The following is a 25,936-nucleotide window of genomic DNA, read 5'->3' on the forward strand; positions in this document are numbered from 1 at the left end:
ATATCTCTAAATATCTTTTCACTGACCTTTTATTGAAAGGTAAAGTTAGAGATATTTTTCAAATACATTTGTAACTCCTTAATGAAGAATACTTTTCCTTTCGGTGAGCGAGGAGTACACGACATCATGAATTTTCCGGCGGGTACGCTGTGCGGTTATAGCCGTATTTTCAGCATCCGGATTGATGCGATTGGATAAAAACACGAAAATAAGATCCTCGTCCGGGTCCACCCACACGATAGCTCCTGTAAAACCTGTATGCCCAAAAGAGTTGATTGAAGCCTGCGGCGACACATAAGAGCTGTTGCCATCTGCCGGAATTTTATCCCAGCCAAGGCCTCTGTGATGTGCCTCGTCATACATTCTTGAAAACAGTGGAACCGTGCCCGGCTGAAAAAATTGCTTGCCTCCGTATTTACCTTTCCACAGATCCATCTGAAACAAAACCGCCAGATCTGTGGCCGTAGAGAATAACCCGGCATGTCCTGAAACACCTCCCACGACGGCGGCCATCTGGTCGTGAACGGTTCCCTGGATCAGCTGACTGCGGAAACGATAATCCTGTTCTGTCGGGGCAATTTGTTTTTCCGAAAAGCGGCGCAACGGGTTAAAACCCGTGTAACTCAACCCCAGCGGTTCATAAATATTGGCAGTAATAAAGTTATCAAGCGACTGCCCTGTTATTCTTTCAACAACTTTTTGCAGCGTTAAAAAACCCAGGTCACTATATAAATATCCGTATTTGCCAGACTTATCACGCGCATTGTTCATCGGCGATTTCACAATCCATTTCCAGACGGAATCCCTTAACGCAGGTTTTGCAAACAAACGGGGAGCCACCTGAAGGTTATAGGCGCTGTCTGCCTTGGAGCTGTAATATTCCGGCAACAAACCACCCGCACTGGTTTTGGTTCTGTCCCACAAAGTCGGATAAAACGATAACAGGCCGGAGCGATGCATCAACAGATCACGGATCGTGAAATTCTGTTTGTTGGTAGCGACAAGTTCCGGCAGATAATGCGAAGCACGTTCGTCAAGATCAATTAGTTTTTTGTCATATAGCAGCATCACCGATTGCAGTGTCGCGGCCACTTTGGTTACCGAAGCAACGTCATAAATGGTTTCAGCATTGACCCGATCCAGCGTCCGGTAACTAAGTCCGCCAAAAGATTTGTCATAAATGATCTTGCCTCTTCTGGCCACCACAACCTGGCATCCCGGAAAAACATGGTCGTTAACGGCAGCATTCGCAATCTCGTCGATCTTTTTCAACATCGTACCATTCACACCAACACTTTCCGGCGTCCCAAAACTAATGCGGTCCATCGGCTCCGTCATGATACCGTCACCCGCCTTATAGGCAAGCACGGAAACCGGCAATTTGCCCCGCGAGGCAATAGCACCAAAAATAATCTGCGGTACAATTTCCTGCTGATCCGTCCCGTCCTGATTGGCGCAAATCAGCGCATCCGTTTCAGGAAAAAACTGAATACTGTACGGGGTTCCAAACAGACAAAGAATCACTTTCTTACCCTGCTGTTTCAGCTGTCTCACAAAATCCGCACTTCCGGTTGATACTCCATAGTTGCGTCTTGGATTGGACGCGATACCGTGAATTCCCACCACCACGGTTTCATAGGACTGAAGGTAGTTGAGCATTTCGGTGATCTGCTCCTGGGAAGTAGGTTCTTCATAAAAAGTAAAAGGACGAATCGGTTTGTAATTCGCCAGCATTTTTTGAAATGCCGAACTCGTTCCCTCTCCTATCGTCACGGCGGCCATATTGGAACCCGTTACAGAGGTAACCGGCAGAATATTATTTTCATTTCTGACAACGGTCACCGAAGCTTCGCAAAGTTCACGGTAAAGCTCTTTACTGTCTTCGCGGTTCAAATCGTTGTACAGATTATTGATATCGATCGGCTTATACTGATTTAAACCCGACCAGTATTTAGCCTGCAAAATCCGTTTCACCTTATCATCAAGAAATTTCTGACTGATCGTCCCTTGTCTTAAAGCATCCTTTATTTTGGTAATGGTTTCTGCAACGTTTTCCGGATAAAGCAGTACATCATTCCCCGCCATCAACGCTTTTAGGTTAACCTCCGCCGCGCGACCCGTCTTTAATACGCCACGCATATTCATCGCATCCGTAAATACGAGCCCGCGGAAACCCATCTGGTTTCTCAGCAAACCGTTTATTACCTTATCAGAAAGTGAACTTGCAAGTTGAGGCGTATTATCCAGCGCCGGAATAAACAAATGTCCGCTCAAAACGCCCATCAAACTATCCGCGATCAACTGACGGTACGGATACAAATCCACATTGGTCAGCTGCTCAACAGAATGGGTTAAAACCGGCAGGGTGTAATGAGAATCGGCGTCGGTATCGCCATGGCCCGGAAAATGTTTTGCAGTCGCGATGATGCCGTTATGCTGCAAACCTTTCATGTAGGCTACCGCTTTACGGGTAACGTTTTCACGGTCTTCACCAAACGAACGTATGCCTATGACAGGGTTATTTGAATTGCTGTTGATATCAGAAACCGGGGCGAAATTAATCTGTATACCCAACCGGCGGCACTGTCTGCCAATGTCGCTCCCCATCCGATAAATCAGTTCATCATCCTGGATTGCACCCAAAACCATTTGCTTGGGAAAAGAAATCGTGCTGTCCAGACGCATGCCGAGCCCCCACTCACCGTCTATACCGATAAAAAGAGGAACTTTTGAACGTGCCTGATAATGATTGGTCAGCTGAGCCTGCCGCACCGGCCCGCCCTGAAAAAATATCAATCCGCCTAAATGAAAATCATCGATCAACCGGTCAATAAACCGGGTTGTGGATTCTTCTCGGTTTGAAAAAGTGGCCACCATGAATAACTGACCTATTTTTTCTTCTAATGTAAGTGAAGCAAGCGTGCTGTCGACCCACTGATGTTCGGGCAGCACAACAACCGGACCACTGCGCTTTTTCGGCGCGTGATGAACCTTCTTTTCCACAACACGCTGAACAACAACCTCTGCCACCGGCTCACTGGATTTAATCAATTTCCAGGCAACAGCAGCGGTACTTAAAACCACAAGAATTACTACACCCGCAACAACACGAAGATGGCTTCCCAACCTTTTTTCCATTTCTATTTTCTCTGACTTTAAGAGGAAGTACTATTCAATTTGATCCGGTCGTTGAGCCAAAATATCTTTTTTGTAATTACAATGATAACAATTTTCAACAATAAAAAATCCGGTTTAAACACGTTTTAAGGCAATTCTAATAAATGATTAAATAAATTGTTAATGGTTAATTATCAATGGTTAATCTCCCAAAACCTGGCTTCACTATCCAAAACCAACTTATCTATCCCTTCGAAAACCTGTGGAATGTTCAAAAAAATCCGATCAAGCCGCCATTCATAATTAACAACTAACGGCACCGGCCGTCCGGCATTACCAATTAAACCGTCAGACTTCGGAATGTCTCTTCCAGTGTTTTACCTGTTTTTCTCAATTCTTCCAATGAACTGTCACTCACTACACGTCCTTTGTTGATGATAATCACGCGGTCACATAATGCCTCTACTTCCTGCATGATATGTGTTGAAAAAAGTACGGTTTTATTATGACCGGCCGTCCTGATCAGCTCGCGGATTTCCTGAATCTGGTTTGGGTCCAGTCCGGTGGTAGGCTCGTCGAGAATAAGCACGGAGGGATCATGTAAAAAGGATTGCGCCAATCCTACCCGCTGGCGATATCCTTTCGACAACTGCCCGATCTTTTTCTTCTTTTCCACTTCCAGTCCGCAAAGGGCTATCATTTCTTCGACTTTTGCTTTCAAGGCTGCACCGCTCATGCCGTACAGTTTTCCAGAAAACAACAGAAATTCTCGCACGTACATATCCAGGTATAAGGGATTGTGCTCTGGTAAATAGCCGATCGCCCGGCGTGCAGGCATGGGTTGTTGGGTTACGTCAAAATCAGCAACTGTCGCCGTTCCCGACGATGGGTTCAGATAACCCGTAAGAATCTTCATCGTCGTTGACTTCCCCGCACCGTTGGGTCCAAGAAAACCGACGATCTCACCGGGTTTCAGTGAAAAAGAAATCCCATCGACCGCCCGCTGCGACCCGTATATCTTGGTAAGATTCGTAACCTGAATTGACATGTATGCTGTTGTACGTGATGACTTTCCTGCAAAATTAATGATTTACGGGGAAATATTGTGGCGGGCAACTTTTTGGGTTGCCCGGGTGGATTGTCGTCAATTCGGATGTGGGCTATGCTCGGGATGGTTTTGGGCCACCACGAGGGTGGCCCCTACACTTTTAAAAATAATTTGTTGCGGTACAATAGATACATAAATGACCATTGTATCATAATGAACGCCAGCACGCCTCCTACGGCTCTTACCGGATCCGGGAAAAACTCCAATGCTCCGCCAAATAATGCTTCGGCAGTATATTCAAAATTGATGTAACGGCCAACCATGTAAATAACGATCGAATTCATTCCTATCACCACGAAAAATAATGTCCAGCGGCGATAATTCATCACGTCAACTACCCAGTAGAACAGTGCCAGCAACAATGTGCTGAACCCGCCTGCACAAAGCACAAACGAGCTGGTCCATAAATTTTTGTTGATCGGAAAAACCATATCCCAAAGCTGTGAGATGATCAGACTGACAACGCCGCCACCGATCAGGTAGAGCACTTTTTTGTTTTGAGAAAGTTTAGACGCGTCGGTGCGCAGGATCTCTCCTGAAAATATTCCCATCAAACCGGTTGCAATCGCGGGAATAGTCGATACCAGTCCTTCGGGATCATGAATTTTTAGGTGCAGTCTGCCTGGTAATATCATCCGGTCGAAATAACTGGCCGGGTTACATTCCATGGTCATCAAACCTGCTTCGCACCCGGGAACCGGGAACCACATCATAAATGCCCAATAACCCAATAACAAACCGGCAAACCATATCCAACGGCTGGTTTTTCCGCTATACAGATAAATAATCTGCGCAAACATTCCCGCAAGCCCTATGCGCCCCAAAACACTTGGATAACGCATGTCATGCCATTCCGTGTGGAAAATACCGTTGTTGTATATGATACCGAGGAAAACAAGAATAAGTCCGCGCTGAATAACCTTTCTGATCAACGCAGAAGCCGGTACACCTTTCTCAAGACGGCTCCCCAGTGAAAACGGAGTGGATACACCCGCCATAAACAGAAACGTAGGGAAAATAAGATCATAAGCCCGGAAGCCATTCCAGTCGGGATGGGTAAGCTGGTGTGCGATCAGTACCGCCCACGACCAACCGGTAACTTTGGCCAAAACAGCAAAGATATCTTCGCCACCGGAAATCCAAAACATGTCAAAACCACGCAGCGTATCCAGAGATAACAGCCGGTGCGAAGTAGAACTTTCTTTCATTGAAAAATCAGGGTATAGGAGAATTAAATTTGGTAAATACAGCGCAGTCTGAAACGTTATTACACATTACAGGAAAACTCAACTACAATTACTGGATTCTATCTCAAAAATACTATCGAAGGTATTCAGCGGCGGTGATTTTATTTAAATAACCATATTGGACTGGTCCATAATGAAAAAAGTGCCCATTCCCGGCTTATTTTTCTCAAGGTGCTTTATATGCTTTCTAAAACAATCTTCGTTAGTACCAACAACATTTCATTCCAACAAAATACCATCCATGAAAAAACTCATTTTTTTGTTTCTGGCCGTTACAGGATTGCTGTTTACAGGCTGCGCAACGTCAAACTCTCCGTCGTCAAAAGATTCGGAAGACTATGAAGAAACGACCACGATAAACAACAAGCTGAACAACAAACGGCTTGAAAAAAATCTGGAAAAGTTTGCCGCAGATCTTGATCTGTCGAAAAGACAGGTGAAGCAAATCAAAAAGATCGAAAGACGTTATGCGCGTAAAGACAGAAAGCTGTCGAGAAATGACGAAGCCAAACGCCGTGATCACAAACAACTGGCTGCACAGAAACGGGAGGAAATTCTATATGTGCTCACCAACGACCAGCAGCAAAAACTGGAAACCCTTTCGAAGAAAAACAGGTTTAGCTTTGACCGGATTTTTGGGAAATGACGTTACAACGCATTTTAGTCGCCACCACGGTGTATTTCGCTACAACACATTAATATATAACCTATTAGATCATAAATATTTGAATTACGAAGCTTATTATTTAATATTGATATAATAGAAATCGTATTTCAATCGAGGCAAAAAATTATGATTAATATTCATCCCCAATATATTGTCGATCCCTCAGGTAAAAAACTCGTCGTTCTCCCCCAAAACGAATTTGAAACCCTTATGGAGGCATTCGACGACCAGAACGACATCAGACTATATGATGAGGCTAAAAAGGAAGACGACGGCACAAGGATATTATTGGCAGACTATCTAAAAAACCGACTGTCATAAAATGCCTGATTACGCCGTTTATCTTTCCAGAAAAGCTCAAAAACAACTGGATGATCTTCCCGATAAAGTTGTGTCAACCCTGATTCCTGCAATAACCGATCTTGGGGGTAATCCCGCGTCCCAATGGATGTAAGAAATTAAAAGGTCGGGATGGTTATCGCATCAGAATTGGCAACTATCGTGTGATTTATGAAATATTTGATAGCGAACTTATCATCGATGTCATTACACTTGGCCACAGAAAAGACATTTACGAGTAGTGACAGGGAAGTTATATTTCAAAGATACGAAATATGCTTCCCGACAAAATCTACTTCACCAACGTATGGGAATATCGGTATAGTCTGAGCCCCCCTACTGCAACCGCTCCAGCCAGGCCTGTACCGTAGGACCGGTGATGTTAAAAAGCAGCCCTGGCAAAATACCTAACAAGACCGAAAGAATAGCAAGCGGAAGCAACAGTCCGGTTTCACGGGCCGTCAGATCTTCGAGCACGATGCCGCTGTCTTTCTTATACCAGAATGATCCGAAAAACATGCGCTGATAAGTCCAAAGGAAATAAGCCGCGGCCAGTACAATTCCCAGCGTCGAAAGTGCAGGAATCCAAACAGGCAAAGCACCCGCCTGGAAAGCGCCCATCAGGGTAAATAACTCCCCTACAAAACCTGAAAAACCAGGCAGACCAAGTGATGCAAAAAACGCAATACCCGTTAAAATCGTGTATTTCGGCATTGGCCCGATCAGTCCTCGGTAATTGTCAATATTACGGTCATGGGTACGGTCGTAGATCACGCCGGCCAAAAGGAACAACATCGCTGAAAGTATTCCGTGACTTACCATCTGATAAATCGCTCCATTGATCCCTTCCGCTGTAAAAGCAGCAACACCCAGCAGCACAAAACCCATGTGTGATACGGAAGAATAGGCGATCATCTTTTTCAGATCCGTCTGTCCCAAAGCGTTGAAACCACCATAAACGATCGAAATCATCCCCAGGATGGCCAGTGGCACCATGCTGTATTGCGCTTCGCCAGGGAAAAATCCGTCAACGATACGGATAAAACCATATCCCCCGATCTTCAAAAGGATACCCGCCAGCACCACCGAAATCGGTGTTGGCGCTTCCACGTGCGCGTCGGGTAACCAGGTATGAACCGGCACAACCGGTAATTTCACAGCAAAACCGATAAACAAAAACCAGAAGGCAAGTAAACGCACCGGTATGCCCAATAAAGAAAACTCGGTTTCAGGACTTAAAATCGAATTGGGAATGTAATTTCCGGCATCTGTCAGGTATGCAAAACGGAAGGTATGAACCAGTTGATCCGTGCCGATTCTGCCTTCGGCCAGCCATTGCTGAATTTGTAATACAATATCCGTTTGTACCACATCTTCCGGCCCCATGATACCAACGGCACGTGCCGTTTCTACGGGATCGATCACCGACAGGTACAATCCGATCATTACGATCAGGATTAACAAAGAACCAAAAAACGTATAAATGAAAAATTTCAGCGCGGCATATTCTCTTCTCGGCCCTCCCCATAAACCGATCAGGAAGTACATCGGCAATAGCATAAACTCAAAAAAGAGGTAGAAAAGGAAAAAATCCTGGGCAAGAAAACAGCCGATCACGCTACCACTCAACACCAGATACAATGCAAAATAGGCTCTTGTTTTCTGGTTTATACTCCATGAACTGACCATTCCCACAAACAGCACCACGACAGCCAGTAATACCAACGGAAAACTGATTCCGTCCACGGCGAGCGCATAATCAATAGAAACCGTGCCCAACGAACCCACAGGAAGCGTGATCCAGTCCACCGTTTCGCTTAACTGATAACCTGTGTTTTGATTTTCAAACAACAGAAACAGGGTCATTCCCACCAGAAATTCCAAAAGCAGAACCGAGAGCGCAATCAATCTGAAATCACCCGGGCGCTGGGATGGCCATACAGCAACGGCAACGGCTCCGAATAAGGGAATGGCTATCAGCAGAGAAAGTATATGGTCAATCATTAGTATAAAAACTGAGACAAAATATATGAGATAATAGAACCAACGGGCTCCGAAATTATTTTCCTACAAAACAATCAGCCACAATATCAGCAGGAATACCCCCAATGCTGTGACCAGATAATAGGATTGTATTTTTCCATTTTGAAAACCACGGACACCCTGTCCGGCCGATTTAATTGTAAAAACCGTCAGCTTTACCCCTCCGTCCACAATATTCCTGTCTCCCCAGCTAACGATATGCGCAAGTACCACGCTCCATTTGGCAAAACCATCTACAAAGGCGTCGATAAGCCGTGCTTCAAATCGTTTCAATCCATTGGAAAGCAATTGAAATGACTTGATAAAAAACACATCTCTTGAAAACTCATTAAGTCCGGCCAGCTTCTGCAATAAAGGAATCGCATTTTTGGAATTACCCGCATAAATTGAAAAAGGATCTTCCGCCTTCGTTTCTCTGAACGCGAGGAAAATCGCAATAAGAGTCACACCTGTGGCAACGAAAGGTACCCAAATGATATGACCGAATTCTTCCGCACCGACCAGCTCCAAAAACCAGCCATACGACGCATCGAAAGGATTCCAGGAAAACCAGATAAAAACCGAAAGTGCAGCAAGCAAAGCCATCGGCCCCCACATCATCACAGGCGATTCGTGTGGATGAACGGATTTGAAGATCTGATATCTTTTTTCTCCCAAAAATATAAGCCAAACCTGACGCGTCATGTAATACGCGGTGAGTCCGGCCGACAGCATGATAATAACCGGGAACAAATAGGCCCAGATTCCATGTGCCTCTGCCCAGAAAAATGCTTCTACGATGATGGCATCCTTTGACAAAAATCCTGAGAAAAACGGAAGACCAGCCAACGCCGCAGAGCAGATGACAAAACAAATGAATGTGATCGGCAAATATTTTCTCAGCCCGCCCATGGTACGCATGTCCTGCGGATCAAACGTTTCATCCGTATCAGCAGGGGTCACCGCATGAATAACAGAACCTGCCGAAAGGAATAATCCGGCTTTGAAAAATGCGTGGGTAGCCAGGTGAAAAAGGGCTGTACGCCAGCTTCCAAGGCCAACCGCAATTACCATTAACCCTAACTGAGACATGGTTGAATACGCCAACACCCTTTTAATATCCCAAACCTGCGTGGCTTTGACCGCGCCAATGACCATCGTAATGGCTCCAATACAGGCAATGACGATTTGAGCTTCGGGTGTTAAAAGAAAGGAAATCCGTGCAATAAGGAAAATTCCAGCCGCCACCATGGTTGCCGCGTGGATCAGTGCCGATACCGGCGTAGGCCCTTCCATCGCATCAGGCAGCCAGCCGGACAACGGGAACTGGGCCGATTTCCCCATACATCCGCCAAACAGGCATAACCCGATGGCTGTCAAAACGCCGGGATCCAGTGAAGTGACAGAAGTGACAAGCACCTCAAAGTCGGTAGAACCAATATAGTAAAACAGCATTAAAATTCCTGTCAGGAAAGCTGCGTCCCCAATTCTGTTTAAAACAAATGCCTTTTGTGCTGCCCAAACTGCTCTCGGTTTAAAATACCAGAAACCAATCAGCAGATAAGACGAAAGCCCCACCAGTTCCCAGAAAATATACATTACCAAAAGACTTCCGGCAAGTACGATCCCCACCATGGAGAAAAGAAAAAGCTGTATAAAGGCAAAATAACGGTGTAAATTCTGGTCATCGTGCAGGTACGACATAGAATAAATCTGAACCAGCAGTGCGACAAAATGAACGATGATCAGCATGATGGCCGTGAGCTCATCAAACCGGAAAGAAAGCACGATTTTGGTCTGCCCGATAACCAGCCAGTCGAATTTTACAATATGAAGCGTTTCAAGATCGGCATAGATTATGCTGACAGCCAACCCGATTGCCGTTACAAAAGCACCTATCCAGCCCGCTGGCTTATTCAGTTTTTTCCCGCCAAGCCACAAAATAAAAAATGCCAGAATCGGTAAACCCAGAAGAAGTGAAGCAGGTACAGTATAAGCAGTTTCTGACATTGAGGTGAGTATTCGTTAAGTCCGGCAAATATCCTGAATTAGCCGCCGATTTCAAACTATGCTAAAGGTCTTTCTCGATATCTTCCAGTTTACCGCTGTCACCACCGTGCAGCACCTGCAGTAATTCCTTGATATCGTAAATATTTCTGTTGTATGAATTTCCTAAAATAATAATAACCGCTTCATCTTCCGGACAAATCCAGAACATGGAATTATATCCTTTCCACCAGCCTCCGTGATAAATAAACCTCGTGGAATGATCCGGTTTTACGTGCATTCTGAACCCGTAACCGTAATTCCGGATGCCTTCGCGCTCAAAACTCCTCGGTGTCCAGGCTTCGGTCAGCAGGTTTTTATTAAGCAATAAACCCGACGTCAGGCCGGCATAAAACCGGTAAATATCACCTGTGGTAGCATACAAACCCTTGTCTCCGACAACTTCATCGTAATAATCCTTGGCAACAAACCGCCCGTACTGATGGCCTACGGTGCGGTAGGACATTGCAGCTTCGGATGTGTCCGTCACCAAAACGGTATTTTTCATTCCAAGCGGTGTGAAAATTTCGTTGTGCAGGTACTGATCAAAAGAACTGCCGCTAACCTTTTCCACAATCGCCGCAAGCACGCAATAGTTGGTATTACAATAGTTAAAAGAACGTCCCGGACGGTTATAAGCCTGCGGAGTCGGAACCACTTTGGCATACCAGTCCATAATCGTCATGTTGGTCGGGTATTTCCTGCCGTGACGGACGCTGTCAGGGAAAGAATAAATATAGTTTGGCAAACCACTTCTGTGACTCAACAGCATATTCACCTTCACACCATGGTATGGAAAATCAGGAAAAAACCGTTGTATCGAATCTTCCAGACTTACCTTTCCTTCCTGCACCAGTTTTAAAACCGCAACAGCGGTAAATGGTTTGGACAAAGAAGCCAGCTGAAATTTGGAATGACTTTGAAGCGAATCCTTGTCTTTCAGGTGTGCATAACCAAAGGAATTCTGGTAAAGTATCTCGCCTTTCTGAACGACAAGCACGTTTCCATTAAATCCGGCATTCCTTTTTCTTCTAAATATATCCTCTATTTGTGATATTTTCAGGGTCGTTTTGGCATCAGGATTTTTAATTTCCGTAGGATCAAGATTTGGATTAGACCTCGCATTTCTTTTGAAATTAACAAGATCGTCAGAGTTACTCTTCCTCACCAATCCCCACGAGATCACTATTACTAATACGGCCAGCAACGCCGCCCACCACATTTTCGGCTGCACTTTTTTCAACATAGGCTTTTGGCCATTAAGTTTTCAAACGTAATATACTAACGATAATCTGTCAGCATTTTTATAATTTATCTAATGTATTTCAATGTATCCGCAACCATGGAATCCGTTATCTTCGTACTTCATTGTAAACGAAAACAATATACAAACCGAAATTTCCCAGGCTTACAAAGATATAAATTAGAAAGTAATGACCCTAACGCTCATTTAGATTGATTCCAAAATAACTTAGTATCCTACATAATTAGTACAACAATATGATGACTCCATTAGAACAAAAATCATCTACCAGAGAAATCCAGCAGAGGTTTGACAATGATGTAGAGCGGTTTAGCAAACTGGAAACAGGCCAACAGGCTACTATTGATGCCCCATTGGTTCTTGACCTGGTTGCAGAAACGGCTGCGTTGCATTTAAGACGTAATGACGTAATCCTCGATCTGGGCTGCGGAGCCGGTAATTTCACCTTGCGTGTTTTGCAGGAAGTACACCCGCTCGAATGCCATTTGGTAGACCTTAGCCAACCCATGCTGACACGTGCCAGCCAGCGTGTGGAAGCATCCGGCGTGAAGTATGTACAAACCTATCATTCGGATCTTCGCGAACTGGATTTTGAAGAAAACTCTTTTGATTGTATTCTGGCAGGAGCGGTTTTGCATCACCTGCGCGACGACGAAGATTGGGAGGAAACCTTCGAGAAACTTTATAAGTGGCTAAAACCGGGAGGACGGATTTACGTTTCGGATCTGGTTTCCTTCGACCAGCGTGGCGTGCATGACGTGATGTGGAAGCGTTATGGCGATTATCTTGAATCCATCGGCGGACCGGATTATAAAGAAAAAGTCTTCGCTTATATCGATAAGGAAGACTCTCCGAGGTCGTTGCCATTTCAGCTTGGTTTGCTGAGATATGCCGGTTTTTCTCATTATGATATTCTCCACCGCAACAGCGTTTTTGCCTGCTATTACGGTGAAAAATAGTTTTCAAAAAGCGCTGATTAAAACTCAGCGCTTTTTGGATATCTTGGGAAAGGAATCACGTCGCGAATGTTGCTCATACCCGTTACAAACAATACCAGACGCTCAAAACCAAGTCCAAACCCGGAGTGAGGCGCCGTACCAAATTTACGCGTTTCCAGATACCACCAGATCACTTCCGGATCGATTCCTACTTCATGGACACGTTCCAGTAATTTTTCATAATTATCCTCGCGCTGACTTCCGCCGATAATTTCACCGATACCCGGGAAAAGAACGTCCATCGCACGTACCGTTTTTCCATCGTCATCCAGTTTCATGTAAAACGATTTGATCTCGCGTGGATAGTTCGTCAGGATCACGGGCTTTTTGAAATGTTTTTCAACCAGGTAACGCTCGTGCTCGCTGGATAAGTCAATTCCCCAACCCACAGGATACTGGAATTTCTTTTCCTTATGCGGTTTTGATTTTAACAGAATATCGATCGCTTCTGTGTAAGTCAGACGCTCAAATGCATTTTCAACAACAAAATTCAGTTTTTCCAAAAGTGGAATTGAACGTTCGTTTTGTGGTTTGTTTTTATCTTCTTCTGCCAAACGGTTTTCAAGGAAAGCCAGATCATCTTTGCAGTTTTCAAGCGCATAACGGATCACGTATTTCACAAAATCCTCTGCAAGCTCCATGTTATCTTCCAGCTCGAAAAACGCCATTTCAGGCTCAATCATCCAGAACTCTGCCAAATGGCGTGTTGTGTTTGAATTTTCAGCACGGAACGTAGGGCCAAAAGTATATATTTTGGAAAGGGCCATAGCACCCAGCTCTCCTTCCAGCTGCCCGGAAACAGTCAGGTTTGCCTCTCTTCCAAAAAAGTCTTCTTTGAAATTAATCACTCCTTCGTCTGTTCTTGGAAGTTTGTCAAGATCCAAAGTCGTTACACGGAACATTTCACCCGCACCTTCCGCATCCGAAGCGGTGATAATTGGTGTATGCAGGTAGAAAAATCCTTTTTCATTAAAATATTGATGCACCGCAAAAGCCAGGGAATGACGGATACGCAGGATTGCACCGAACGTATTGGTCCGTGGACGCAAATGCGCGATTTCACGTAAAAATTCAAGCGAATGTCTTTTAGGCTGTAACGGATACGAATCCACATCTGCCGTTCCATAAACAAATATATCATCAATTTTAACCTCCACAGCCTGGCCAGAACCCTGAGATGCTACAAGCTGGCCCGTTATTTTTAGACAAGAACCTGTTGTAACCGTAAGCAAAAGTTCAGCAGAGAATTGGCCCGGTGCTGCAACCGCCTGTATATTATGGATGGTCGATCCGTCGTTAAGCGCTATGAAGATAGCATTTTTACTTTCACGTTTCGTACGTACCCAACCTTTCAGGGTAACGGATTTTGCATCCGGAGTCTGTTGTAATAATTCTTTGATCTGCAAAGGTCCCATCTTAATATAAATTCAATCCTTATATAAACTCAACTATAAACTTCCTTTTCATTCTAATGAGGCGCAAAATTACAAAATACCCTACGAAAACCTATTCTAAAAACCCAACTTACTTTTATGTACCAAAAGACTATTGTCTGAACTGGTTTATGGCTTAATTTTGTTTCTTGCAAACGATGACTAACGTATTTTCTGTTTTGAATAACCGCACCGCCACAATATTATCCGTAGTGTTCCACCCATTGATCATCACTACGTATCTTTTTGGACTTCTCTTTTTTATAGTTCCTGATCTTATGGGCGTTAGTGCGTTGGAATTACCTGCTATCGGCAGCTTATTACTCCTGATATTTCTGAATACATTTATAGCACCCACGATTGTTGTCTATTACTTTTACCGGCTCGGTATTATCAGCACTTTACATGTAGATTCTTTACGTGAAAGGCGCCTGCCCTACCTCGCCTGTGCAATCATTTATGCGATCGCTACATATCTGTTTGGCTGGCAGTTGCAGCCCATCGGAGAACTGGCGCCTCAGATAGCCATTTTGCTTGGCAGTGTAACGGTGTCCATGATCCTGATCGCCCTGATCAGTTTATCATGGAAAATCAGTGCGCACGCAACCGGAATGGGGGGAGCTATGGGTGTACTTACTGCTATGCTCATCCGTTTCGACGAACCCTTGTTACTGGCCCCGTTACTGATCGTCGTTTTGATCACCGGTTTTTTACTAAGTGCGCGGCTTTATCTGAATGCGCATACACCAGGACAAATCGTTGCAGGGGTCGCCTGCGGATTGGCGGTCAGCAGTGCAACGGTATATTTTTTATTTTAAGCGTTAATCGCATCGGGACAGCAACTTAGCGACTTAATTTTTCCTATATTAAGTCCCTGATTTCATATCTTCATCCCAATGCTATAACCATGTACCAACATCTTCTTTTTCAGCATAACGACGGGGTTGTCAGGATAAACCTGAACCGGACGAATGTACACCATGCCCTAAATTCGGCACTGATCCGGGAAATTACCCAAGCCATTACCGAAGCCCAAAACGATCCGAAGGCTCGTGTCATTGTTTTGACCGGTGAAGGCGATAAGGCATTTTGCTCAGGTTCCGATTTAAAAGCTGCCATGGAATCGGGAAAGACTGCGGGAGAAATGTTGCGGGAAGATTTTAATCCCATGATCCAGGCCATCCGAAATATTCCCAAACCGGTTATTTGCCGGCTCAACGGTCTGGCTACCGGTGCTGGCTGCTCCCTCGCTCTGGCCTGCGATCTGGTTATAGCCAGTGAAGACGCGTACCTCAGCCAGATTTTTGTGCAAATTGGTCTGATGCCTGATGCCGGCTCCTGTTTCTTTTTACCAAGACTGATCGGCATGGCCAGGACATTTGAACTGGCTTCGACCGGCCGTAAGGTTTATGCACCGGAAGCAGCACAGATGGGGCTGATCAACAAATCTGTTCCCAGAGAAAACCTTGATGCAGCGATCGAACAAGCTGTCGCTTATTACCGGCAGGCGCCAACACTGGCAATCGGTTTGATGAAACAGGTTTTTAACAAATCGTATGAATCAAATCTTGCCGAAATCCTGAACCTTGAAGCAGAAAGCCAGGAAAAGCTGTATCACAGCCGGGATGCCGCGGAAGGTATCTCATCTTTTTTACAAAAGAAACGACCTGATTATCAAGGCAACTAATAAATAATTTGAAAAATATTAAAATTTTTCCCTCTTTTACTTGCATACAAAAAATCCATCATCTACCTTTGCAGTCCAATTCAAGGAATGGATTTGTAGCTCAATTGGATAGAGCATCTCACTACGGATGAGAAGGTTTGGGGTTCGAATCCCTACAAGTCCACAAAAAAGCACTTATCAAACCGATAAGTGCTTTTTACTGAAAAGAAAAATTCTTGATTCGGGGAGTGGCGCAGCCCGGTAGCGCATCTGGTTTGGGACCAGAGGGTCGCAGGTTCGAATCCTGTCTCCCCGACAAAAATGAAGCACTTAATTTTCTCAGAATAAAAAAATTAAGGCTAATGAGAAAACAAAAAGAGGTTAATCAAGAAATTTGATTGACCTCTTTTTGTTTTTTTATCATTCGAAAATCCTCCCACATCCCATTATCTTCCCCCTCAGATAATGTCTTAATTTCTTACTCGCATTTGTTACTAACAACAGTTAATTAGTATTGTCAGCCAAGGATAGCAAAAAAATCTTAGAACCGCTCTTTAGTTGTTTTTTTATTCAATTGACCGTTGTGATCGTGACGGGAATATATAACACATTTATATAAAACAACTTACCTTATTTATTTCAGTTAAGGTATCAAATTGGCATCAGATGTGTTACATTTAAATCTTTTTATCTATTAATCCGTTATGTGATTGAGAGTCGATTTATTAAACTAAAATCAGATATTTTAATCGGTGGTTATTGAAATAACTTATAAATATATAGATTCAATAGCAACATTTAATCCCCCCATTAAATGTCCCTTAAAAAAATAAATAATATTTATAAGTAGATAAATATTAGTTTTATCTCTGCTACATAAAACACTTTCAAAATTATGTTTAAGGTTAAGGCATTTGAGTACCTCATAGACGGATTTGTCACTTGGTACACAAGAGAGAAGCCTAATTCTGACTATACCTCGGACTTCACCAAGTTGAAGCTAATCAAACTTCTATTTTTTGTATCTGCAGTTAACGCAGACACAGACAACGATGGCTTGTTGGATGTGTTTAACAATTTTTATGCCTTACCTTTCGGTCACGTGGAAAGTGACGTTTATGACAACCTTGGCCAGAGCGTTAAGTATACTCTCGCGAGAAGTGGAATATCAAGAAATATTGTACCCGAAGGCTACTACGATGAAATTGATCATTTAAAAGCTAGATTGGACGAATCATTAAAATCCTTAATTTTAAAAAATAGATCTTTGGTTTCTTATTCTGCCTCCGACCTAGTAGAGCTGAGTCATCAGTGGTATTCATGGAAAAGCACCTTTAGCCTAGCGAGAAGTATCAACAAGTTTTCTTTACCCATTGATCCGCTGATTATAAAGAAAGAAAGTAAGATATATAGACTAAGATACCAGTCGTAATGTATTTAAGTGCTATCCAATCCTCCTTTAGTGATCCATTTTCTTCTGGCTTAGACCCTTTAACCAACAGCCAAAACACTGAAAACAAGATCGTTGCAACCACAAACTTACTACTTTCATTCTCGGAGGATTTTTATAAAAATTTAAATCTTTCTTTGATTTCGGGGGAATATATTCGAGAGCCTGAATTTCTGAATAATTTAGAAAGTACTCTGCAATTGTTTTCCCCAAGTTATTACTTTGATCAATCAGTTACAGATGACGAAAGTGTAAATCAACTCAACAATCTAATAATATCAGCATTTAAAATATACAGCTATTCTTTAAGAAATTATAAGCACTTTCATTCGAACGTTACGCGAGACTATAATTCAATTGATACTTCAATTCGATTCAATGCAATAAAAAGCATGCGGTTTGACAACATGCCAGCCTCACTGGCATCAGTGGTTGATCAGGCTCACGAATTTCGGACGATTAATATAAAACTCGCCGAATACGATCATCATATTTCGGCTAGGCCCAACATCTTAAAAGAGCTAGTCTTATTATCTCACAATCTGAAGGAGCGATCTCAAGAAAGTAATATAATCTATTCGATACTACTTGATAAATGTGTCTTCCTTTTGCAAAAAATAAGCTATCGTTATAAGCAAAGCGAACAAAATTTTTTATACGCAATTGACTTTGTCGAAAGAGAATTGAATGATGAAAATCTTGATCAATACTTTTTCCAAGATTTTAGCGTAATTACGAAATTACATTATGATGTGGATAACGGTGTTTCATCAAGGGATTTTACAAGCACCTTAAATACAGCGCTTAGGAACTACCAAAATAATCAAAACCTAACTTATGAGAACTTTCATTGTATTGTAAAAAAGTACAAGATCCTTAATGTTAGTGAAAGTAAACTTATCGAAATTTCGGACAAGTTCACATCTCATTTTTCTTTCCAAAGTGAAGAAATAAATGATTTTGACAAAAGGGCTTATGAGATTACTAAAAATTACATATTCAATAATAGATTTTCAGTCCTAACGAATATCGATCACATACCTTTCAGTGAATTATTGAAAGAAATCAATAACATAGATTTTTTACAGCAGGAAACGAAAGTTTTTAACTATTTCCCGTATTTAAAAATTTGTCAACACCTAACTAAACAATTAGATTCACTTCTTGAGCCCGGCAGACAATCTAAGTATGATGAGAATTTCGAAAAAATAATTTACTATTTTAAATATCTCAGACAATTTCAGGAAATACTTAAGAAAAACTTTGATTGGTGTAAGGATCGTAATTTCTCTCCTTATCAAATGCCAATATCTGAATGTACAAGAACGGTTGAGCGTGATGAACATCAAGTGCAGGTATTTTTAGCTTCTTCGATTGTTTTACCTATTGATTACGAACGTGTTCAAAAAGATGTGGCAACTGTAACTTCTGATTATATTAAATTAGAGACAATTTCAAAGGTTCAAAGCAGTATCTTAGTTGACATTAAAAAAATTCAAGATATCAAGGAAACGATTGAGAAGACAGATAAAAAACATATTGAGATTTTAAGTGTTTTTGCAGCAATTGTGCTTTTTGTTTCGTCAAATATTCAAGTGTTTAACAAAACAGAAACTATTGAAGATGCATTAAGATTTATGTTAATTTTCGCCTATGTTATGATCCTTTTTATTATCATAATCTGGATGATTACTCGGGAAAGTTCATTTGCAATAAAAAAAATTCCATGGATTCACTGGATTTTAATAGCTGGATTGGCCATTTCTACTATCTATGCATTGGTTATTTCTACGCCAACTATTAACAGTAAGGCTATAAACTCGCGAGTAGATTCACTAGTTAATGTAAGATTAAAAAATAAAGAGGTACTAATTAAAAAACACTCTCAAGTAAAATAGGTAGGCTTCAGATTAAGTCTCAACTAATACAGAAAACATGGATTGACTCCCAAAGCTAAGTTTTAATAGTTATCTGCTTCAGTTCTCCATCCTGATCACGATACCATTCCGTTTTGTGAAGGAAATACTACTTTTAACCTCGCGATCCGGATCTTCCATTTGATTCTTTTTCTTAAGTAACTTTTTGTAAGCCCCAAAATATGGATGATACCCGTATTCTTCTTCATTCAAATTCCCAAACGCGTTGTGCGATTAAAAAAATTGACTTAATAATTGTCGAAATGTAAACCGGCTCGTTTTTCATAAATAGTGCACTTTGCGTCTTACAAATGACCATCATCACAGTGCTTTTTGCTTGAAAGCATTACCGTATCAACAAAACCGTCCCCTTACCGGTAATCCGCTCGCCATCCTCAGTTACTGCTTCAAGTTTCCAGACATAGGTCCCGCTTGCTGCTTCAATCCCTTTTATCCGGCCATCCCAACCTTCGCTCAGCTGACTGCCAAAATATACGACTTCGCCCCAACGGTTGTAAACGTTCAGATATTTCAGGGAAGATATTCCTTTCGCAACGGGCAGAAGTATTTCATTCTTACCGTCTCCGTTGGGCGTAAACACGTCGGGCAGTACGATCCAGGCGGGCGGAATGACTGTTAAATTTACTTTTCCCTGCCCTTTGCAGCCTTGTGGGGTACTTAACTCCACGGTATAAGCCTGACTACTCTTTAATGTTGCCCGGGGATTTGCCACGGCCGGATCATCCAGACCGGTCGCTGGAAGCCAACTATATTTTACACCTGATATCCCGTTTAGCTGAGCCGAAGAAGCAAAAAGCTGATAGGGTTTGTCATAAGGGATCAAGGCATCCGGTGAAACTGAAACCTCAATGGCCGGGATAACCGTAACCAAAACGGTGTCCTGCCGGGAACAGTTACCTTTTACCGCCTTCACAATGTATTCCATGGTCTGTACCGGTGACGCAAACGGGTCTTTCGCCGATGGATTATCGAGGCCATCGGCCGGTGCCCAGCTATAATCTGTAACATTGCCGGTTGTCAGTAACTGCACTTTTTGTCCCAGGCAAATGATCGTGTCTGCAAGGGTTCTCAGCTGAATTGCACCAGTAGAGGGCACATCCACCGAAGTTTCCTTGATACAACCATTGGCATCTTTTACAAAAATCCTGAAACTACCCGAAGCGACTTTAAACGTACCTGACGCCTGAAACTTGACCGAGTCCAGCGAATATTGAAATGGTGATGTACCGTTGGAAGCATTTATTACCAGGTCAGCCCCGATCTGGCATTCATCCTGCTTTACGGATACCGATACATCCGGAAAAGTTACCGTCGTCTTTTTAATATTGATGATCGCATTGCCGCAGGTTTCATTAATGATCCTAAGACTTACACTTTTTGTTCCCGTTGTAGTCCATCGCAGCGCATAAGGCCCCCTTCCGCTACCATTGAGGATGGTTGCTCCATCGAAATCCCATTCAAAAGTGTAACCTGATCCCGCAGGCAAAACACCGGTATACGCTACTTTGATATTCCCGTTGCCACAGGAAGGATTGGGATTGATCAGAAAGTCGGCCGTGACGTTGATACTGGAAACCGCACAGATATCCTGATAGGTTTTAGACACTGCTGACTGGTCGGAAAAATAGTTGGCGAACGACAAATAGGCAAAATTAGCCTCGCCCGACTCACAGGTCACCTGCCCATCGTCCCTGTAAACGTAAACCGGTGTCCCCGTCTTCCCTACATACCGCTTATCAGCGTCATTGTAAGTAACAAAAAGCGTATTATTAACGTACACATCCATCTTTCCGCTTTGTCCGTTACGTGTGAACGTCAGTAAATAATACGTGTTTGCGTTAAAAAAAGGACATGGTCCTGCCCCGCCGCCCGGATAAAAATCAAGGCAACGGTCGGGAGAACCTGCAAGGTCCTTAAAATAAATTCCCTGGTCCGACTGCCCGTTTGAAAAATCAATGATACGGGTCCTGATCTTACCCCAGCTTACATTTTTCACATACATCTGGATCGTATAAGTATCGGTAATCGTCCCCTCATTGTTGGCATACATCAACCCGCCATGCAGATTATTGTGGTATAACTTTCGCTGCAAACCACAGGACAAAACATCCTCTGTGAAATTGCCGGCATTACCCGCAACGGCACAACTACCCGGCGCATTCACAGCGACCAGATCAGGCCCGCAGGTTGGCTGAGCTACCTCGAGGTTATTATCAAAACGATATACGTGTGCAACGGTCTGTGCCCGGGAATTGGTGATCAGCAGGAAGAAGGTTATTACTTGTAAAAATCCCAGCTTCATCATGAGGGCACAAAGAGTCTGATTACAACTAACGCGAGTAAAGCACCGAAATATTCTTTCGAACTATTTCTACTTTTAAATTTACGAGGAAACCTTACATTTCAATCTTAAGTGCAGAAGAAATTATTTAATGCAGCGTGGTAATTCCGGGACTTCCTGTGCAGGAAAGGATTTTATACAGAGTAAGGGAGAATATCCGGCAAAAAAATGAAATTCAAAGTGTAAGGCAGCGATCAAAAATGACCCCTCACACTTTGAAAAATACCGGTTTAATTGAATTCGCGATCCGCGATGGCCCGGACAGCCCGTTTCAGAATCTCGTCATCGTCGGTGATTCTTTTAACCATTTTCGCAGCTTCAAAATAAACACTCATCGGATATTGCCCCACGAAATCCTTATCCATTTCCACCATCGGCACTTTCAGCCTGGCATGTTTGATACTTTCGAGGTGTTCGATGGAGACATAACTTAACTCTGGCGTACCCTGTCCAAGGTCGCACAGACCGTAAGCAATATTATTAACGGAATCAAGCTCTGATAATAACCAGATCGCTTTACCGTATTGAGAATGTAATTTAACTACCGGGGCATGATCTTTCCCAAGTTCATTTTGAACTTCGAAAGCATTCTGGATCATGATCGCTCTGAAATCTTCTGTAATCATTTTTGACATGATCCAAAGATAGTAGCTATATGAATATTTGACAATTAATAGCGGGACTAATGCACGTGTTGCCCACAAATGACTGCTTCCAGCCAACCGCGCTCCTACGACAAAATGTTGATCGGATGGTACTGAATTATTTCATCGCTGAAACGATCGGAGTTTCTGATCCACCACGCGACCAGCTTTTTATAAGCCTTTTTTCGCTGTCTTTTTTTCATTTGTCCTCTGGTTAAGTGTGTGTTATGCAAAATAAATACTCAGCAATAAGACTTTTTCAACGCCAGTCGGTCACAAACAAAATAATAATATTATAATATCAAAAAATACAAAAAAATATTATTCTTAAAACGCATAAAAAACTCGGATATTCAGCCCTTAATCATCTGATTTTCTGCACAAAAAAATTCCTGAATTGATATCGATCCGCTTCACACAACGAAGCCGGAAATATCAATTCAGGAATTTTTGTTCCGTATTAATTCAAATAAAAAAGAAACTAGTGCTTAATCATCCCAATCAGAAACTGGGCCAGCTTTTCAACCTGTTTCTTGTCCCGTGACAAAATGTATGTCTGCCACAGCCCTGTAAAATTCGCTGCGATAAACTCCGCCAGCAACCTTGGATCCTTATCGGATGAAATTTCTCCAACCTTTTTTGCATCCGTTAAGAGCTGCTCAAAAAAGTTGACGATATCCTTCCAGTTGTTATTAATGATGGAATGAACACTCTGGTCAACCGTTGCAAGCTCAAACGTGGAGTTAACCGCCATACAGCATTTACCCGTATTGACAGTCGCTTCCACAACACTGAGGATCATATTTTCCACCTTTTCCATGGGTGAAGTTCCCAGTGCCGCTTCTTTATGCTCTCTTAATTTTTCCGCAGCGTAGTTTCCCAAGCACTGCAGATAAAGACTATGCTTATCGCCATAAGTATCGTATATACTACCCCGATTCAGTCCCATGGTCTGTACGAGGTCCTCCATGGAAGTCGCATTGTAACCTTTTTCCCAAAAAAGATCACGCGCTTTTTCCATCCTTTCTTCCGGATCAAACTCTTTTTTACGTGCCATACTGCAAATTTACTATTTAGAACGTTTGTTCCAAAATATTTCACGATTAAATCTCCATTAGGCAACAATAGTTATTCATGATTAGTGCAAATCACCGGCTTTTTAAAACTATCCTCAGGTATAGTGACTTATAGCTTAACCTGGTTACTTAAAATCCAAAAGAAAATCCGGCATCAGTGTAAGTGATGCCGGATTTTTGTGTTTTCCAAAAAGTGGATTTACAGATAAAAGTCAGGGGTAGGAATAGTTTGTATTTTAAAATTCATGGCTAACGATAAGAGCCGGTTTAGGGGAAAAGGTTTAATGGCTGTCAAAAATTTAGTTGCCTAGCCCCCATGTTTTATTTGGTTTTGGTCCCATTTCCAGTTCCAGCGTTCCGCCTGCCGTTAGCTGATCATGTGTGAAGGATGGCACATTTAATACTTTCCCATCCAGTTTGGCACTTTGGATATACTTGTTGGTCACCGAACAATTGTTGGCGATCATTCTGAATTTTTTACCGTTTGGAAGATCAATTGTCACCTTTTCAAAAACGGGGCTACCAATCGTGTACTCAGGTTTTCCGGGTGTTATCGGATAAAAACCCATGGAAGAAAAAACGACAAACGCTGTCATACCACCACCATCCTCGTCTCCGGGGATACCAAAAATGTTATCCTTGAACCATACATCGAGTAGAAAACGAATTCTTTTTTGCGTTTTCCAGGGCGCATCGGTGTAATTATACAGGTAAGGAATATGAAAACTAGGTTCATTCCCCATGGAATACTGCCCCACCAGACCGGTTGCATCCGGGAATTTACTCCAGAATTCATATTTACTGCGCCCCAGCCCTTCCCGGTAAAGCTGATCCAGCTCGTTTTCAAAACCTTTCTTGCCACCCATCAGACCGATCAGCCCGCTGATATCATGCTGAACCTGCCATTTGTAGGTATAACCATTATTTTCGTCATAATAATCACGGCCACCCATGCCGCCGTCAAATTTCGGATCAATTGAAACCCATTCTCCTTTATCGTCCTTCGGAAGGAACATGCTTTTGTCCTTATTCCAAAGGTTTTTGTAGTTTAAACCACGGGCGTTAAAAGTTTTAAAATCTTCCGTCTTGCCAAGATCTTTCGCCAATTCACCAACCGCCCAGTCGTCATAACTTCCACCCAGCGTAACCGCAACGGCCTGACGTTTTTCAAAAGGGTCAACCAGTTTCACATTTTCTTTTTCGTTCAGTCGCAGCGCCGGGAAATAACCTTTGGTACGATAAATATCATCCAGTTCGCATTTAGCCCCGTTTCTCCACGGAAGCATTGTCGCCTGTGTGGCGTTTTTATACATGCCCGCATACGCCTTTGAGACATCGAAATTCCTCAGCCCTTTTCTGTAACCATCCAGAAACGTAACCGAAGAATGAAAACCATTCATACAGGCATGATCTCCGAAAAGTACCGGAAACGTCGGCATCCAGCCGCTTTGCTCGTACATGTTCACAAACGAATTCAACATATCTTCTTCCTTCGCCGGGTTCAGGATAATCCGCAAAGGATGGTGCGCCAGGTAGGTATCCCAGGTCCAGTCATCCGTATAAAACGGGCGTGTGCTGTTGTGGATTTTTTTATCAAAACCGCTGTAATACTGGTTGTCTTCCGAGATATCAACCATACGCTCATACGTTCTGTACAGCGAAGAATAAAAACTGCGTTTCTGCGCTTCTGTACCGCCTTCAACCTGAATCTGGTTGATTACCTCGCCCCAGGTTTTTTCGCCGCTTTTCTTCAAATCCTCGAACCCGGCTGATTGTAACTCCTTGTCAAAATTCTTTTTGGCCTGTTCCGGGCTGATGTAAGAAATCGCATATTTAAAGTCGATTTTTCCCGATTTATTATCCGGAAAACTGATCCAGGCCTTTACCTTTTTCCCTTTGGCACTTTTCTCGGTCAATGCCTTGTCACCGTCGATCAGTCCGGTCGTTCCTTTTTCGCTGAAAACACCGTACATGTACACGGGAATGTCGCCATGGTAGGTTTCAGTAGCTACAATTTCATGATCCGAAATAAATTTCCAGGATCCTTCTCCCCCGTTGTATAAATTGAATAGAAGGCTTTTCGAAGCTTTCCCTGTAAAATCGAAGCGATAAATACCTGTTTTTTTACCCGGCGTAAATTCTACCTGCACTTCGTCGTCGATCAGGTATGTTGAGTAATACCAGGGCTGGGTAATTTCCAGGTCATGGTCATAAGCCAGTTTTTCCTTGTAATTAACCGACGAGATCGGTTTAACAAATGGCTTGATTGAAAAGGCCTGCCCAAGACGGTGCGAAACGACGATAAGGGGAAAACTCGTGATCTGATCGTCAAGATAATCTTTGCGTTCCGGAAACATCCGAACCATCTGGTTAGGAAGCTGGATCGTCGGGCGGGTCGGTTCCAAAAGCTGGCCAACATTTCCTACGCGTAAATCAACATATTTAAGATTGCCGGAAACCTCGTTTTTTTGTGCTTCCGAATTGAAATTAATGCAACAACTAAGTACTATTAAACTGGAAATTTTTAATGTTTTAAAGGATTGGATCATGCTTTACTGAAATTTTATTTACTGTAATGGTG

At 42.9% G+C, this 25,936-nt stretch carries 20 protein-coding genes and 2 tRNA genes; 11 read left to right on the top strand and 11 right to left on the bottom strand.

The genetic code is table 11. From position 1 onward, the window contains the following. Window positions 1-78 precede the first annotated feature (78 nt). The 3 genes from M1L62_RS27545 to M1L62_RS27555 all read right to left on the bottom strand — a co-directional run bounded on the left by M1L62_RS27545 (window position 79) and on the right by M1L62_RS27555 (window position 5,433). Window positions 79-3,138 (bottom strand): serine hydrolase domain-containing protein, encoded by a 3,060-nt coding sequence (locus M1L62_RS27545; protein ID WP_254562867.1) that lies wholly within the window; start codon window positions 3,136-3,138, stop codon window positions 79-81. A gap of 319 nt (window positions 3,139-3,457) precedes the next feature. Beyond that, the gene (locus tag M1L62_RS27550; RefSeq protein WP_254562868.1) at window positions 3,458-4,165 is read right to left on the bottom strand and encodes an ATP-binding cassette domain-containing protein; all 708 of its coding nucleotides are present in this window, start codon (window positions 4,163-4,165) and stop codon (window positions 3,458-3,460) included. A 152-nt stretch (window positions 4,166-4,317) separates the two neighbouring features. Next, window positions 4,318-5,433 (bottom strand): acyltransferase family protein, encoded by a 1,116-nt coding sequence (locus tag M1L62_RS27555; protein WP_254562869.1) that lies wholly within the window; start codon window positions 5,431-5,433, stop codon window positions 4,318-4,320. A gap of 280 nt (window positions 5,434-5,713) precedes the next feature. Between M1L62_RS27555 and M1L62_RS27560 the strand changes: the two genes are divergently transcribed. The 4 genes from M1L62_RS27560 to M1L62_RS29645 all read left to right on the top strand — a co-directional run bounded on the left by M1L62_RS27560 (window position 5,714) and on the right by M1L62_RS29645 (window position 6,720). Next, the gene (locus tag M1L62_RS27560; protein ID WP_254562870.1) at window positions 5,714-6,118 is read left to right on the top strand and encodes a hypothetical protein; all 405 of its coding nucleotides are present in this window, start codon (window positions 5,714-5,716) and stop codon (window positions 6,116-6,118) included. A gap of 147 nt (window positions 6,119-6,265) precedes the next feature. Beyond that, complete coding sequence (locus M1L62_RS27565; RefSeq protein ID WP_254562871.1) at window positions 6,266-6,460, top strand: hypothetical protein; 195 nt, start codon at window positions 6,266-6,268, stop codon at window positions 6,458-6,460. 1 nt (window position 6,461) lies between these two features. Next, window positions 6,462-6,593, top strand: a complete 132-nt coding sequence (locus tag M1L62_RS29505) for a hypothetical protein (protein ID WP_256527786.1) — start codon at window positions 6,462-6,464, stop codon at window positions 6,591-6,593. 49 nt (window positions 6,594-6,642) lie between these two features. After that, a complete protein-coding gene (locus M1L62_RS29645) occupies window positions 6,643-6,720 on the top strand; it encodes a type II toxin-antitoxin system RelE family toxin (protein ID WP_254562923.1) in 78 nt (25 codons plus the stop codon). Window positions 6,721-6,814: 94 nt separating this feature from the next. Here the strand turns inward: M1L62_RS29645 and M1L62_RS27575 are convergent, their stop codons facing one another. The 3 genes from M1L62_RS27575 to M1L62_RS27585 form a co-directional block, all read right to left on the bottom strand. Further along, window positions 6,815-8,482 carry a complex I subunit 4 family protein gene (locus M1L62_RS27575; RefSeq protein ID WP_254562872.1) on the bottom strand — a complete coding sequence of 556 codons (1,668 nt, stop codon included), beginning with the start codon at window positions 8,480-8,482 and terminating at the stop codon, window positions 6,815-6,817. 63 nt (window positions 8,483-8,545) lie between these two features. Then, window positions 8,546-10,510 carry an NADH-quinone oxidoreductase subunit L gene (nuoL, locus tag M1L62_RS27580; protein WP_254562873.1) on the bottom strand — a complete coding sequence of 655 codons (1,965 nt, stop codon included), beginning with the start codon at window positions 10,508-10,510 and terminating at the stop codon, window positions 8,546-8,548. 61 nt (window positions 10,511-10,571) lie between these two features. After that, on the bottom strand, window positions 10,572-11,792 hold the full coding sequence (locus M1L62_RS27585) for a serine hydrolase domain-containing protein (protein WP_254562874.1): 1,221 nt from the start codon (window positions 11,790-11,792) through the stop codon (window positions 10,572-10,574). Between the two features lie 254 nt (window positions 11,793-12,046). Here M1L62_RS27585 and M1L62_RS27590 point away from each other — a divergent pair, with 254 nt between their 5' ends. Then, window positions 12,047-12,769, top strand: a complete 723-nt coding sequence (locus M1L62_RS27590) for a class I SAM-dependent methyltransferase (protein WP_254562875.1) — start codon at window positions 12,047-12,049, stop codon at window positions 12,767-12,769. A gap of 17 nt (window positions 12,770-12,786) precedes the next feature. On the opposite strand, the gene asnS is transcribed toward M1L62_RS27590, so the two are convergent. Then, complete coding sequence (gene asnS, locus M1L62_RS27595) at window positions 12,787-14,223, bottom strand: asparagine--tRNA ligase (RefSeq protein ID WP_254562876.1); 1,437 nt, start codon at window positions 14,221-14,223, stop codon at window positions 12,787-12,789. Between the two features lie 176 nt (window positions 14,224-14,399). On the opposite strand from asnS, the gene M1L62_RS27600 reads away from it, so the two are divergent. The 6 genes from M1L62_RS27600 to M1L62_RS27625 all read left to right on the top strand — a co-directional run bounded on the left by M1L62_RS27600 (window position 14,400) and on the right by M1L62_RS27625 (window position 19,255). Then, complete coding sequence (locus tag M1L62_RS27600; RefSeq protein WP_254562877.1) at window positions 14,400-15,059, top strand: phosphatase PAP2 family protein; 660 nt, start codon at window positions 14,400-14,402, stop codon at window positions 15,057-15,059. An 89-nt stretch (window positions 15,060-15,148) separates the two neighbouring features. Continuing rightward, a complete protein-coding gene (locus tag M1L62_RS27605; protein WP_254562878.1) occupies window positions 15,149-15,928 on the top strand; it encodes an enoyl-CoA hydratase/isomerase family protein in 780 nt (259 codons plus the stop codon). 89 nt (window positions 15,929-16,017) lie between these two features. Beyond that, a tRNA-Arg gene (locus M1L62_RS27610) sits at window positions 16,018-16,091 on the top strand. Between the two features lie 58 nt (window positions 16,092-16,149). After that, window positions 16,150-16,223 (top strand) — tRNA-Pro (locus M1L62_RS27615). Window positions 16,224-16,802: 579 nt separating this feature from the next. Continuing rightward, entirely contained in the window at window positions 16,803-17,339 is a 537-nt protein-coding gene (locus M1L62_RS27620) for a Panacea domain-containing protein (protein WP_254562879.1), read from the top strand. Further along, entirely contained in the window at window positions 17,339-19,255 is a 1,917-nt protein-coding gene (locus tag M1L62_RS27625; RefSeq protein WP_254562880.1) for a hypothetical protein, read from the top strand. Before M1L62_RS27620 ends, M1L62_RS27625 begins: the two co-directional genes overlap by 1 nt. Window positions 19,256-19,619: 364 nt before the next feature. Here M1L62_RS27625 and M1L62_RS27630 read toward each other — a convergent pair whose 3' ends face one another. The 4 genes from M1L62_RS27630 to M1L62_RS27645 form a co-directional block, all read right to left on the bottom strand. Then, entirely contained in the window at window positions 19,620-21,599 is a 1,980-nt protein-coding gene (locus M1L62_RS27630; RefSeq protein ID WP_254562881.1) for a T9SS type B sorting domain-containing protein, read from the bottom strand. A gap of 266 nt (window positions 21,600-21,865) precedes the next feature. Further along, the gene (locus tag M1L62_RS27635) at window positions 21,866-22,270 is read right to left on the bottom strand and encodes a DUF2958 domain-containing protein (RefSeq protein WP_254562882.1); all 405 of its coding nucleotides are present in this window, start codon (window positions 22,268-22,270) and stop codon (window positions 21,866-21,868) included. Window positions 22,271-22,760: 490 nt separating this feature from the next. Further along, window positions 22,761-23,336 carry a TetR/AcrR family transcriptional regulator gene (locus M1L62_RS27640; RefSeq protein ID WP_254562883.1) on the bottom strand — a complete coding sequence of 192 codons (576 nt, stop codon included), beginning with the start codon at window positions 23,334-23,336 and terminating at the stop codon, window positions 22,761-22,763. A 318-nt stretch (window positions 23,337-23,654) separates the two neighbouring features. Then, window positions 23,655-25,904 carry a GH92 family glycosyl hydrolase gene (locus M1L62_RS27645; RefSeq protein WP_254562884.1) on the bottom strand — a complete coding sequence of 750 codons (2,250 nt, stop codon included), beginning with the start codon at window positions 25,902-25,904 and terminating at the stop codon, window positions 23,655-23,657. Between the last annotated feature and the right edge of the window lie 32 nt (window positions 25,905-25,936).

This window comes from Dyadobacter diqingensis (genome assembly GCF_024220585.1).
Classification (GTDB): Bacteria; Bacteroidota; Bacteroidia; order Cytophagales; family Spirosomataceae; genus Dyadobacter; species Dyadobacter diqingensis.

Excerpts from the sequence above, each read along its gene's own strand:
- M1L62_RS27545 (WP_254562867.1), bottom strand. The coding sequence starts at position 3,138 with ATGGAAAAAAGGTTGGGAAGCCATCTTCGTGTTGTTGCGGGTGTAGTA.
- M1L62_RS27550 (WP_254562868.1), bottom strand. The coding sequence starts at position 4,165 with ATGTCAATTCAGGTTACGAATCTTACCAAGATATACGGGTCGCAGCGG.
- M1L62_RS27555 (WP_254562869.1), bottom strand. The coding sequence starts at position 5,433 with ATGAAAGAAAGTTCTACTTCGCACCGGCTGTTATCTCTGGATACGCTG.
- M1L62_RS27560 (WP_254562870.1), top strand. The coding sequence starts at position 5,714 with ATGAAAAAACTCATTTTTTTGTTTCTGGCCGTTACAGGATTGCTGTTT.
- M1L62_RS27565 (WP_254562871.1), top strand. The coding sequence starts at position 6,266 with ATGATTAATATTCATCCCCAATATATTGTCGATCCCTCAGGTAAAAAA.
- M1L62_RS29505 (WP_256527786.1), top strand. The coding sequence starts at position 6,462 with ATGCCTGATTACGCCGTTTATCTTTCCAGAAAAGCTCAAAAACAACTG.
- M1L62_RS27575 (WP_254562872.1), bottom strand. The coding sequence starts at position 8,482 with ATGATTGACCATATACTTTCTCTGCTGATAGCCATTCCCTTATTCGGA.
- nuoL (WP_254562873.1), bottom strand. The coding sequence starts at position 10,510 with ATGTCAGAAACTGCTTATACTGTACCTGCTTCACTTCTTCTGGGTTTA.
- M1L62_RS27585 (WP_254562874.1), bottom strand. The coding sequence starts at position 11,792 with ATGTTGAAAAAAGTGCAGCCGAAAATGTGGTGGGCGGCGTTGCTGGCC.
- M1L62_RS27590 (WP_254562875.1), top strand. The coding sequence starts at position 12,047 with ATGATGACTCCATTAGAACAAAAATCATCTACCAGAGAAATCCAGCAG.
- asnS (WP_254562876.1), bottom strand. The coding sequence starts at position 14,223 with ATGGGACCTTTGCAGATCAAAGAATTATTACAACAGACTCCGGATGCA.
- M1L62_RS27600 (WP_254562877.1), top strand. The coding sequence starts at position 14,400 with ATGACTAACGTATTTTCTGTTTTGAATAACCGCACCGCCACAATATTA.
- M1L62_RS27605 (WP_254562878.1), top strand. The coding sequence starts at position 15,149 with ATGTACCAACATCTTCTTTTTCAGCATAACGACGGGGTTGTCAGGATA.
- M1L62_RS27620 (WP_254562879.1), top strand. The coding sequence starts at position 16,803 with ATGTTTAAGGTTAAGGCATTTGAGTACCTCATAGACGGATTTGTCACT.
- M1L62_RS27625 (WP_254562880.1), top strand. The coding sequence starts at position 17,339 with ATGTATTTAAGTGCTATCCAATCCTCCTTTAGTGATCCATTTTCTTCT.
- M1L62_RS27630 (WP_254562881.1), bottom strand. The coding sequence starts at position 21,599 with ATGATGAAGCTGGGATTTTTACAAGTAATAACCTTCTTCCTGCTGATC.
- M1L62_RS27635 (WP_254562882.1), bottom strand. The coding sequence starts at position 22,270 with ATGTCAAAAATGATTACAGAAGATTTCAGAGCGATCATGATCCAGAAT.
- M1L62_RS27640 (WP_254562883.1), bottom strand. The coding sequence starts at position 23,336 with ATGGCACGTAAAAAAGAGTTTGATCCGGAAGAAAGGATGGAAAAAGCG.
- M1L62_RS27645 (WP_254562884.1), bottom strand. The coding sequence starts at position 25,904 with ATGATCCAATCCTTTAAAACATTAAAAATTTCCAGTTTAATAGTACTT.